12 protein-coding genes, 1 pseudogene and 1 riboswitch are annotated in these 9,858 nt (G+C 63.3%); of the genes and pseudogenes, 9 read left to right on the top strand and 4 right to left on the bottom strand.

The window, feature by feature from the left end:
* Window positions 1-126, bottom strand: a pseudogene (locus HT136_RS25595) (IS6 family transposase); the annotation flags it as partial.
* 71 nt (window positions 127-197) lie between these two features.
* Here HT136_RS25595 and HT136_RS25590 point away from each other — a divergent pair.
* Complete coding sequence (locus tag HT136_RS25590; RefSeq protein WP_343222325.1) at window positions 198-392, top strand: hypothetical protein; 195 nt, start codon at window positions 198-200, stop codon at window positions 390-392.
* Between the two features lie 152 nt (window positions 393-544).
* Here the strand turns inward: HT136_RS25590 and HT136_RS25585 are convergent, their stop codons facing one another.
* Window positions 545-937, bottom strand: a complete 393-nt coding sequence (locus HT136_RS25585) for a MerR family transcriptional regulator (RefSeq protein WP_214202595.1) — start codon at window positions 935-937, stop codon at window positions 545-547.
* 74 nt (window positions 938-1,011) lie between these two features.
* On the opposite strand from HT136_RS25585, the gene HT136_RS25580 reads away from it, so the two are divergent.
* Window positions 1,012-1,776, top strand: a complete 765-nt coding sequence (locus tag HT136_RS25580; protein WP_214202594.1) for a glutaredoxin family protein — start codon at window positions 1,012-1,014, stop codon at window positions 1,774-1,776.
* Window positions 1,777-1,782: 6 nt separating this feature from the next.
* Here HT136_RS25580 and copD read toward each other — a convergent pair whose 3' ends face one another.
* Both copD and copC read right to left on the bottom strand, forming a co-directional pair.
* Window positions 1,783-2,688, bottom strand: coding sequence for a copper homeostasis membrane protein CopD (gene copD, locus HT136_RS25575; protein WP_207079404.1), 906 nt, complete (start codon window positions 2,686-2,688; stop codon window positions 1,783-1,785).
* Complete coding sequence (gene copC, locus HT136_RS25570; RefSeq protein ID WP_207079403.1) at window positions 2,688-3,071, bottom strand: copper homeostasis periplasmic binding protein CopC; 384 nt, start codon at window positions 3,069-3,071, stop codon at window positions 2,688-2,690. Before copC ends, copD begins: the two co-directional genes overlap by 1 nt.
* Before the next feature lie 127 nt (window positions 3,072-3,198).
* On the opposite strand from copC, the gene HT136_RS25565 reads away from it, so the two are divergent.
* The 7 genes from HT136_RS25565 (at window position 3,199) to HT136_RS25535 (ending at window position 9,817) form a co-directional block, all read left to right on the top strand.
* Window positions 3,199-3,480 carry a hypothetical protein gene (locus HT136_RS25565; RefSeq protein WP_207079402.1) on the top strand — a complete coding sequence of 94 codons (282 nt, stop codon included), beginning with the start codon at window positions 3,199-3,201 and terminating at the stop codon, window positions 3,478-3,480.
* Window positions 3,477-3,917, top strand: coding sequence for a periplasmic heavy metal sensor (locus tag HT136_RS25560; RefSeq protein ID WP_214202593.1), 441 nt, complete (start codon window positions 3,477-3,479; stop codon window positions 3,915-3,917). The genes HT136_RS25565 and HT136_RS25560 overlap by 4 nt, the downstream gene beginning before the upstream one ends.
* A complete protein-coding gene (locus tag HT136_RS25555) occupies window positions 3,914-4,477 on the top strand; it encodes an RNA polymerase sigma factor (RefSeq protein WP_343222324.1) in 564 nt (187 codons plus the stop codon). Before HT136_RS25560 ends, HT136_RS25555 begins: the two co-directional genes overlap by 4 nt.
* 51 nt (window positions 4,478-4,528) lie before the next feature.
* Window positions 4,529-6,391 carry a copper resistance system multicopper oxidase gene (locus HT136_RS25550; RefSeq protein ID WP_214202592.1) on the top strand — a complete coding sequence of 621 codons (1,863 nt, stop codon included), beginning with the start codon at window positions 4,529-4,531 and terminating at the stop codon, window positions 6,389-6,391.
* Window positions 6,388-7,527, top strand: coding sequence for a copper resistance protein B (locus HT136_RS25545; RefSeq protein ID WP_214202591.1), 1,140 nt, complete (start codon window positions 6,388-6,390; stop codon window positions 7,525-7,527). Before HT136_RS25550 ends, HT136_RS25545 begins: the two co-directional genes overlap by 4 nt.
* Before the next feature lie 63 nt (window positions 7,528-7,590).
* Window positions 7,591-8,193 (top strand): DUF305 domain-containing protein, encoded by a 603-nt coding sequence (locus HT136_RS25540; protein WP_246544463.1) that lies wholly within the window; start codon window positions 7,591-7,593, stop codon window positions 8,191-8,193.
* A 63-nt stretch (window positions 8,194-8,256) separates the two neighbouring features.
* A riboswitch (Fluoride riboswitch) is annotated at window positions 8,257-8,342 on the top strand.
* Window positions 8,343-8,365: 23 nt separating this feature from the next.
* On the top strand, window positions 8,366-9,817 hold the full coding sequence (locus HT136_RS25535) for a voltage-gated chloride channel family protein (RefSeq protein ID WP_343222323.1): 1,452 nt from the start codon (window positions 8,366-8,368) through the stop codon (window positions 9,815-9,817).
* Window positions 9,818-9,858: the final 41 nt, after the last annotated feature.

Here is a 9,858-nt window from a genome sequence, read left to right as displayed (position 1 = left end):
GACATCGATCCCACGCTCAGCCAGCATTTCCGCGAGATCACGATAGCTGATGCCGTATCGACAATACCAGCGCACCGCCCATAGGATGACCTCTCCGGTGAAGTGCCGCCCCTTGAAATCGTTCATCACAACCGATCCTGCCAATCCAGCAGCCCAATCTTGGCGAATGCGCCAGAGTTTGCAACAGAGCCTTGCTGGTGGCCGACAAGATCAACAACAATCCAGACGCTACTCTTCGCAGCATCGCAAATTGGTTGAGCAAGGATTTACGGGAGCCGACGCCTCGCGGCGGCACGCAATGGTCGCCCGAGGGGGTGCGGCGCGTGATTTCTCAGGCGCGGAATTTGGGCTTGATCGTCGTGCCAAAGTTACCGTCGGCCATATCGCCGTGAATGCCGGGTAAGGGCGGCCGTTGGCCGATTGCAGACTGACGGCTTCAGAGCAACGGATTCAGCTTGGCTGCCTTTTGACCTGTATCGGCTTGAACCGGCCCGTGTCTGCCGAGGCTGTTGACCTGCTACTCTAAAATATCCCGCGCGATAGTTCAGATTTGGTGCTCAAATGCGGCGATGATCGGACACGCACCAACGCTGGAATTTGCACATTCGCTTGCAAGCTTGGCGAGTGCGGCTCGGGCGGACTGCATCTCGGCAATCTTCGCATCAATCGCCGCGATCCTGGCTTTTGCAAGTTGCCGCGCGCGGATACGATCGTCGACGGCATCAAGGTCAAGCAGTTCGCCGATTTCCTCAAGCGTGAAGCCGGCCGCCTGTGCCGAGCGAATGAACCGCAAGCGGCGCAGATCGTCGTCGCCATAGCGTCGGATGCCGGCGTCGCGCTGCGGCTCGGCCAGTAGCCCACGCCGCTGATAATAGCGCACGGTCTCGACACCGACCCCGCCTTTTGCGGCGAGCTTGCCAATCGTCACCGTTTCCATGCCTTGACTCCGTACTATGGTACGGCATCTATAAGGGTGGGGACCGATCAATCGCAAGGCGAAGAGGACCCGCAATGACCGACCAAGCCCCCAAGCGCGCGACGCTCTACCGCATGGTGATGCCCGAGCATGTCTGCCCCTATGGACTGAAGGCCAAGCATCTGCTCGAGACCCAGGGCTATGAAGTCGATGACCGCTGGCTCAAGACCCGCGCCGAGACCGATGCGTTCAAGGCCGAGCATGATGTGAAGACCACGCCGCAGACCTTCATCGATGGTCGGCGGGTCGGCGGCTATGACGATCTGCGCCGCTTCTTCGGCAAGTCGGTGCCCGATCCCGACGCGACCAGCTACACGCCGGTGATCGCGGTGTTTGCGATGACCGCTCTGATGGCGCTGGCGGTGAGCCAGTCGATCTATGGCACGCCGCTCACGATGCATGCCGCCGAATGGTTCATTTCGCTGAGCATGTGCGTGCTGGCATTGCTCAAGCTGCAGGACGTCGAGCGCTTCTCATCGATGTTCCTCAACTATGACCTGCTGGCGCGGCGCTGGGTGCCTTATTCCTATGTCTATCCGTTCGCTGAGGGGGCGGCGGGCGTGCTGATGACCGCTGGCGTCCTGACCTGGCTGTCCGCACCCGTGGCGCTCGTGATCGGCGGGTTAGGCGCGGTTTCGGTGTTCAAGGCGGTCTACATCGACAGGCGCGAGATTAAATGTGCCTGTGTCGGCGGATCGAGCAAGGTGCCGCTCGGCTTCGTCTCGCTGACCGAGAATGTGATGATGGTCGCGATGGCGGTCTGGATGGGAGCCATCGCGCTGGGCCTGATGCACGGCTGATCGACGCTAAAGCGAAGCTGGCGGTGCTAGTGTCCCCAGGTACGCTACCGCAGCTAGAATCGCGAGCGCCGCCGAGAACTCCAGCCAGAGGCTCATTCGCAAGCGGGCGATAGCGGAATGGCCGGGATCGTCGCTCAGCGCCGGGGCAAGTCGCCAGCGATGACCGGCCGCCAGCACCAGCATCAGGCCGAACAAGGCAAGCTTGGCGAGCAGCAGACGGCCATAGTCGCTCGCGCCGAGCGCCAGCAGGCGGTCTGGCCCGACAAGAATATAGAGGTTGAGAAGGCCGGTGGCGATCAGCAGGCCGACGATGATCGTGCCCGCGCGGGCGAAGCCCGTCAGGGCCGCATGCGCAACTGCAAGCGCTTCGGAATCGCGGGCGGTGCTCATCAGCATCAGGAACGCGACAAGCGCGCCGGTCCATGCCGACGCTGCCAGCAGATGGATGATGTCACCGACGAGCTGTGCGGTACCGAGGGCGCCATCGCCGGCTGCACCATGCCCGGTCCACGCAAGGCTCGCGACTGCGATCGCAGCCAGCACGGTCGAGCACCAGTTATGAAAGTGGGTCCAGCGCCTTGCCGGGAGGGCGAGCAGCAGGATAGCGAACAGGCCGACGATGCGCGCGATCCACGCCCAGCCGATGCTGGTCTGGGTCAGGATCATGGTCAGCGTTTCGCGATCGATCGCCATGATGCCGACCCCCGACATCGCAGCCGTCATGAGCAGGATGGCGGCCGCGCTCAAGGCGATGCCGATCCCCGACAGCGCGATCACAGGCAAGCGCGGCGTCAAGGCCGTAGCGCGCGCCACCCGCGGCGATCCGTAGATCGAGAATGCAGGAAGGCCGAATAGCCCGCCGAGGGCGAGATACAGCCCCCAGCGCACCGCCACCAATAGCCAGTCGGGCATCACCGGACGGTGAAGGTTACGCTGCCGGTCACGCGGTGGGTATCACCAGAAACCGCGTGCCAGTTGACGGCATAGCTGCCTGCGCCAAGGGGTCGGTTGAACGCGATCTGCAAGGTCTTGCCGTCGGTGGCGACGCTGGTCCTTGCGCCGTTGATCTTCATCGGCGAATGATCCTTCATGCCTGGCATTCCGGTCATAAGGACCTCGGCGCCCGACAATGCGGGCATCAACGTCTCGCTGAAGGTCACCGTGACCTGGCGCGGCGCAGTCACCGTCGCGGCCGCGGAAGGCGTGCTGCTGACCAGCTTGGGATGCGCAAAGGCAGGGCCAGTCAGGCCAAGGGACAGCGCAGTCAGCGCGCAGAGCATCATCGTCTTGTTCATCGAACCACTCCAACTGTGTTCAAGGTTCAATACGCAGCCCGACCTGCTATCCCTCGACAACAGAATATATGCATAGTGCCGAGGGTTCGGACGCCTGGCTGCGTATGCTGGCAAGACACATGGAGCGATGATGATGGATGTCGATACTGCATTGCGACGCCTGCACGACTTGCCGGTTGACCCGCGGCTGACCGGAATAGAGGCCGCCGTGTTCGACGGGATCGCCAGGCAGGACGCGCATGGCCGGCAGCTATCGGGCTCGTTGGTCGGCATCGCTGCCAGCCTTGCGCTCGTTGTCGGGCTGCTCGGCGCGACGATCCCCGGCTATCCCGAACCCGCGCCTTCGATCGCCCCGTTCGGTGCGCCCGCCGCTCTGGCGCCATCGACGCTGCTTGGGACCGGGGAATGAACGACCCGCGCCGACTGCTCCTCATCGCCGCCATCGCATTTCTGGCGGCGGTCGCTGGCGTGCTCATCGGCCGCGCCTTCATCGCATGGCCGACCCCGGTCGAGAATGAACTGCACGCGTTGCTTCACCACGACCTCGATCTCGACAGCGGCCAGAAGGCGCGAATGGAAGAGATCGAACGGCGTTTCGCGCTGCGCAAGCAGGCGCTGGAGTTAGAGCTACGCGCAGATAACGCGGAGCTCGCGGACGCCATCCAGTCCGAACATGGCTATGGGCCCGCCGTCGGCGCGGCGGTCGATCGCTCGCATCAGGCTATGGGCCAGCTCCAGAAGGAAACGCTCGAGCATATCTTTGCCATGCGCGCCGTGCTCAAACCCGATCAGGTGGCCAGGTTCGATGCCGCAGTCGTCAAGGCGCTGACGGCCAACGACCGGTGAGCGTTGATCTCGCGGGCTGCTCGGACGGTGAGTTGGCCGCGCTTGCGCTCGGAAGGCGCCAGGCGGCCTATTCGGAACTGATGCGGCGGCATCGAGACGGCGTGTTTCGACTGCTGCGTGGGCTCGTTGTCGATGGTGACGCAGCGGTGGAGCTTACCCAGCAAACTTTCATCGCCGCCTTCGCCGCCCTCGATCGTTATGACGAGGCGCGCCCGTTCCGCGTCTGGATCGGGCGAATCGCGGTCAACAAGGCGCGCGACTGGTCGCGGCGCCGGGCGGTGCGGCGTTTCTTCACCTTTGCGCGACCGATCGAGGAGGCGCATGCCGTCGCCGATCCCGCTGCCCCAAGCGACATCCAGATCGCGGATCGGCGCGAACTGGAACGGACCATGGCGGCGATTACCGAATTGCCGGTAAACCTCAGGCAGGTCCTCGTTTTGCGCGCTATTGAAGGCATGAGCCAGGCAGAGACTGCCGAGATCCTCGGGATCGGCAACAAGGCTGTCGAGACACGGCTCTACCGCGCACGCAAAAAACTGGAGGAGATGCTGAGGGGTTGAAGGCGTTCGTGCGTAAACCACCCATAGGCAAGCGACAGGGACTGCATTTTCATGGATTTCTCGACCGTCGATCGGCGCACTTTGCTGCGCGGCCTGGGAGTGGCCGGCGGCACCGCCGCGCTGGCGGCATGGATGCCTGCCTGGGCGCAGCCGGTATCGCAAGGCCTTCCCACCGTCTCTGGCGACGACATCACGCTGCGCATCGCCCGACAGATGATGACGATCGACGGCCACCGCTCGCCTGCGATCGGGATCAACGGAACGGTGCCGGCGCCGCTGATCCGGCTGCGCGAGGGCCAGAAGGTTCGATTGAACGTCATCAACGAGCTCGACGAGGACAGTTCGGTCCACTGGCACGGCCTGCTGGTCCCGCCCGAACATGACGGCGTGCCCGGCATTTCCTTTCCCGGGATCAAGCCTCGGTCCAGCTATCTCTACGAGTTCCCGGTGCGCCAGAGCGGCACTTACTGGTATCACAGCCATTCGGGGTTTCAGGAGCAGCTTGGTCTTTATGGCCCGATCGTGATCGATCCGGCCGGCGCCGATCCGGTCCAGTCCGACCGCGAGCATGTGATCGTGCTGTCGGACCACAGCCAGCTGTCGCCCGAGGCAATTTTCCGCCGGATGAAGGTCAATCCCGGCCATTTCAACTTTCAGCGCCAGACGCTGTCAGGGCTCCTTTCGGGTCGCGACCAGAAGGAGAAGGAGCGTCTCGCGTGGGGCAAGATGCGGATGGACCCGGCCGATATCTCCGACGTGACCGGAGCGGCCTACACCTATCTCGTCAATGGACATGGACCGGCCGATAACTGGACGGCCCTGTTCGCCTCGGGCGAGCGCGTCCGCCTGCGCGTGATCAATGCATCATCGATGACCACCTTCAATGTGCGCATTCCCGGGCTGAAGCTGACGATCGTCCAGGCTGATGGCCAGAATGTGATGCCGGTCGGGGTCGACGAGTTCCAGATCGGCGTTGCCGAGACCTACGACGTCGTTGTGACGCCAAGCGAGGACAAGGCTTTCACTTTCGTCGGCGAGGCGGTCGATCGCTCGGGCATGGCGCGCGCGACGCTCGCACCGCGCGCCGGCATGGTCGCACCGGTGCCGCCCCTGCGCCAGCGCCCGCTCGCGACAATGAAGGACATGGGGATGGATATGGGCGGCGACATGGTGCCGCGCGGCGTCGATCCCAGCGCCGAGCAGAATGCCTCGCGCACCCTCGCAACGCCGGGCAGTCCTGCTGCGGCGCCCATGGCCGGCATGGATCATTCGACCATGGATCATGGCGCGATGGACCATTCAGCGATGCCGGGGATGGATCACGGCGGCGGCGCAATGGCCAGCCACGACATGGGCTCGATGAGCATGCGCGACTTCGGTAATGCGCCGCAAGTCAAGCGCGGTCCGGGCGTGCAGACAATCTCGCCGATGCCGGTCGACCGCACCGGCGAACCTGGGCAGGGCCTTGCTGACGTCGGGCACAAGGTGCTCGTCTATCGCGACCTGATGGCGCTGGAGCGTAATCCCGACGTCCGTGCCCCCTCGCGCAGCATCGACATCCACCTGACCGGCAACATGGAGCGGTTCATGTGGTCGCTCGACGGCGAGAAGATGTCAGACGTCCATGAACCGATCCCCTTCATCGAAGGCGAGCGGGTGCGGGTGAACCTTATCAACGACAGCATGATGGCTCATCCGATCCATATCCATGGCCATTTCTTCGAACTGGTGACGGGTCATGGCGACCACGGCCCACGCAAGCATACGGTGATCGTCCAGCCCGGCGGGATCGTGACCTGGGACTTCACCGCCGATGTGGTCGGCGACTGGGCGTTCCACTGCCACCTGCTCTACCACATGGCCGCGGGTATGATGCGCGTCGTCAGCGTACGTCCGAAGGGAGATGCGGCATGACGCGTCTCGCCTCGCTCTTGTCCGCAGGTGCCATCATTGCCTTCAGCGTGCCCGCAGCCGCGCAGGATCATTCGATGCACGATATGTCTGGCATGTCCATGACGCCTGCCAAGCAGGCGGCTAAACCGAAGCCTAAGCCCAAGCCCACCGCCCCGGCACCGCGCAGACGCCAGCCCGCTGCAAAGCCTGCTTCCGCCGCACCCGCAAAGCCCGCGCCACTCCCCAGCGGTCACGAAGGCCACGACATGGGTGGCATGGGGATGCTGATGGGGCCGGCGCAGTCGGTACCCGCGCAGGACAATGGCGCAATGCCTGGGGTGGATATGCCGGCCGACCATGCTGGCCATGACATGGCGGCGATGTCCTCCGGAGAACCAGTTGGCACCGATCTGCCCGCCGGCAGCGCGCCTGCACCCAGCCCGCCGACGGATCACTATGCCGATCGCCAGTTCGCCGCGGCCGACATGACGCATGCCCGTAACATGATGATGCGCGAGAACGGCGGGCAGACGATGGCGACGGTGATGTTCAACCTTGCCGAATATCAGGCGCGCAAAGGCCGCGACGGCTATCGCTGGGACGGCGAAGCATGGCTTGGCGGTGACATCAATCGGCTGACCATCAAGTCGGAGGGCGAAGGTGTGCTGCGACAGGGCGTCGAAGCCGCCGAAGTGCAGGCGCTCTACAGCCGCGCGGTCGGACCCTACTTCAACCTCCAGGCCGGCGTCCGGCACGACTTCAAGCCTGGCCCGTCACGCACCTATGCCGTTATCGGGTTCGAGGGCTTGGCGCCCTACTGGTTCGAGGTGGAAGGCGCGGCGTTCCTGTCCGACAAGGGAGACGTGCTCGGCCGCCTCGAAGGCTATTACGACCAGCGGATTACCCAGCGGCTCGTGCTTCAGCCACGTGTCGAGCTCAACCTGTCGGCGCAGGATGTGCCCGAGAACCGCATCGGCGCCGGGCTAAGCAGTGCCGAGCTTGGCCTGCGCCTGCGGTATGAGATCACCCGTCAGTTCGCTCCCTATGTCGGCGTCTCCTACGAGGCGAAGACCGGACAGACGGCGCGCTATGCCCGTTCGGACGGTGACGATCCGACGACAACCAGTTTCGTCGCCGGGGTGCGTATCTGGTTTTGAAAAGGAACTTCGCCGCCATCGTTGGTTTTGAAAAACGAAGACTGAATTGAGAGGACGTTTTTGATGGAGAAACCTGGCAAGCAAGAGGCCCGGGACATGCATCAGGGTATGGGATACCGCAGATACGCCGCGATGATCGCGACATCGACGATCGTGATGTTCGGGCTTATGTACCTTAACACTTATGCGCTCGACCATGTCGAGTTCAGCCAGACCCGGATGTGGATGGCGCTGCTTATGGGCGCGGTCATGGCGGTGATCATGCTCGGCTTCATGTGGAGCATGTATCGAAACCGCCGCGCCAACCTGGGAATCCTTGCTGGCGCCGTCATCGTCTTTGCCGGGTCGCTGTGGCTGGTGCGAAGCCAGGAAACGGTCGATGACGTTTCGTACATGAAAGCAATGATCCCGCACCACTCGATTGCGATCATGACGAGCGAGCGGGCGCATATCCGTGACCCGGAGGTCCGCAGACTGGCCGACGGCATCATCGACGCCCAGGTTCGAGAGATCGCCCAGATGAAACGGATGATTGCACGGCTGGAAGCTAATCCGGTGCCTGCAGGCGCGCCAGACCTCAAGTCTTATCGCGATCTCGGTACGCGGCCCCCGGTCCCCCAGACCGATGGAAGCACTGGCATCGACACGCGAAAACAGGTGCAATAACACCTCTTTCTCGTCCCGCCGCCCGGGGCAGTCGTTGACAGGCCGCCCTCGATAGGTCAGGCCCGCTTTCAAGGCGATGGATTTCCGCCGGGCTTCGGCCGAACCGCCCCCAGACCAGACATTTGGTGGCTGATGTTTCCTACCTGATGCGTTTTCGCAACAAGGAGGAATCGTGCGCGCTAAATTCGCAATATTGCTGTCGAACCTGGATGTCCTGGCTTTTGTCCGGGATCGACATGATCACGCCCTGTCTGTCTTCCGCTGGCTAGCACTTCTTATTCCGATGGCAGCGGCAGTCGGCAGTCTCTGCGCTGCCTTCCTGTGGAGCCTCGACGCCGCGACACGGACACGCTTTGCGCATCCGTGGCTGTTATTTCTCCTGCCGGTTGGCGGCTTCGCGGTCGGCCTGCTCTATCATTTGTTCGGCCGCAGCGTTGAAGGCGGCAACAACCTGATCGTCGAGCAGGTCCATGAACCGGGTGGCGGCGTGCCCTTGCGCATGGCGCCGCTGATTTTCCTCGGCACCGTTATCACGCACCTGTTCGGCGGCTCGGCAGGGCGCGAAGGCACGGCTGTGCAATTGGGCGGCAGCCTTGCCAGCGCCTTCGCCACTATGTTTCGGCTCGATGCCGAGAGTACCCGCATCATCCTGATGGCCGGTATTGCCGCAGGATTCGGGTCCGTGTTCGGCACACCGCTGGCAGGCGCGGTCTTCGCGCTGGAAGTCCTGGCGGTCGGCCGTGTGGAATATCGCGCGCTGGTGCCAGCACTGATAGCTGCTGTTGTCGGCGACTGGACCTGTCACCAGTGGGGAATCCACCACGGATTGTACCACATGGACTATCTCAACGGCGCGGTCGGACCGATCGCCGTTGACCCGGTGCTCCTGCTCAAGGCGGCCATTGCCGGCGTGGCTTTCGGACTGGTCGGCCTGCTGTTCTCCGAACTGTCGCACGGCTTCGGCGACTTCGTGAAGCGCCACGTCCGGTTCGGGCCGCTACGCCCCTTCCTGGGCGGCGTTGCGGTGATCGCTCTGGTCTATCTGCTGGGCACCCGTGACTATCTTGGCCTCGGGGTCTGGGCACCCGATGCCTCCACACCCACTATCGCCGGGTTCTTCTCGCCCGGCACGGATTACTGGAGTTGGGCGTTCAAGCTGCTGTTCACGGTCGTGACGCTGGGTACCGGCTTCAAGGGGGGCGAGGTAACTCCGCTGTTCTTCATCGGCGCGGCGCTAGGCCACGCCCTCGGCACCCTTTTCGGCGCACCTGTCGATCTTTTCGCGGGGCTTGGGTTCGTTGCCGTCTTTGCCGGGGCAGCGAACACGCCTTTGGCCTGCACCATCATGGGCATTGAATTGTTCGGTGCGACCCATGCCGTCTACATCGCCGTTGCCTGTTTCGTCGCCTACCTGTGCTCAGGCCACAGCGGGATCTACCTGTCGCAGCGTATTGCTGTCCCAAAGCACCCCCGCATTTCGATGAGCCCCGGCATCACGCTGCGCGGCATTCGCTCCGCACGCCCTCAGATCACGAAACAGGGCTCTGTTGCAAAGATCGTCCGCGAGCGAGTGAGATCCGCCGCTTCATGGCAATCAAGCGGCCGTGGCCAGGTGTTGGTTTAGTAATTCCATGGCCTCGGTCAGGGCTGATGGTCCAATGCCGA

It is taken from the genome of Novosphingobium profundi (assembly GCF_018491765.1).
GTDB classification, from domain to species: Bacteria; Pseudomonadota; Alphaproteobacteria; order Sphingomonadales; family Sphingomonadaceae; genus Novosphingobium; species Novosphingobium profundi.
This window is presented reverse-complemented; position numbering and strand designations above follow the sequence as displayed.

Excerpts from the sequence above, each read along its gene's own strand:
- HT136_RS25585 (WP_214202595.1), bottom strand. The coding sequence starts at position 937 with ATGGAAACGGTGACGATTGGCAAGCTCGCCGCAAAAGGCGGGGTCGGT.
- HT136_RS25580 (WP_214202594.1), top strand. The coding sequence starts at position 1,012 with ATGACCGACCAAGCCCCCAAGCGCGCGACGCTCTACCGCATGGTGATG.
- copD (WP_207079404.1), bottom strand. The coding sequence starts at position 2,688 with ATGCCCGACTGGCTATTGGTGGCGGTGCGCTGGGGGCTGTATCTCGCC.
- copC (WP_207079403.1), bottom strand. The coding sequence starts at position 3,071 with ATGAACAAGACGATGATGCTCTGCGCGCTGACTGCGCTGTCCCTTGGC.
- HT136_RS25565 (WP_207079402.1), top strand. The coding sequence starts at position 3,199 with ATGATGATGGATGTCGATACTGCATTGCGACGCCTGCACGACTTGCCG.
- HT136_RS25560 (WP_214202593.1), top strand. The coding sequence starts at position 3,477 with ATGAACGACCCGCGCCGACTGCTCCTCATCGCCGCCATCGCATTTCTG.
- HT136_RS25550 (WP_214202592.1), top strand. The coding sequence starts at position 4,529 with ATGGATTTCTCGACCGTCGATCGGCGCACTTTGCTGCGCGGCCTGGGA.
- HT136_RS25545 (WP_214202591.1), top strand. The coding sequence starts at position 6,388 with ATGACGCGTCTCGCCTCGCTCTTGTCCGCAGGTGCCATCATTGCCTTC.
- HT136_RS25540 (WP_246544463.1), top strand. The coding sequence starts at position 7,591 with ATGGAGAAACCTGGCAAGCAAGAGGCCCGGGACATGCATCAGGGTATG.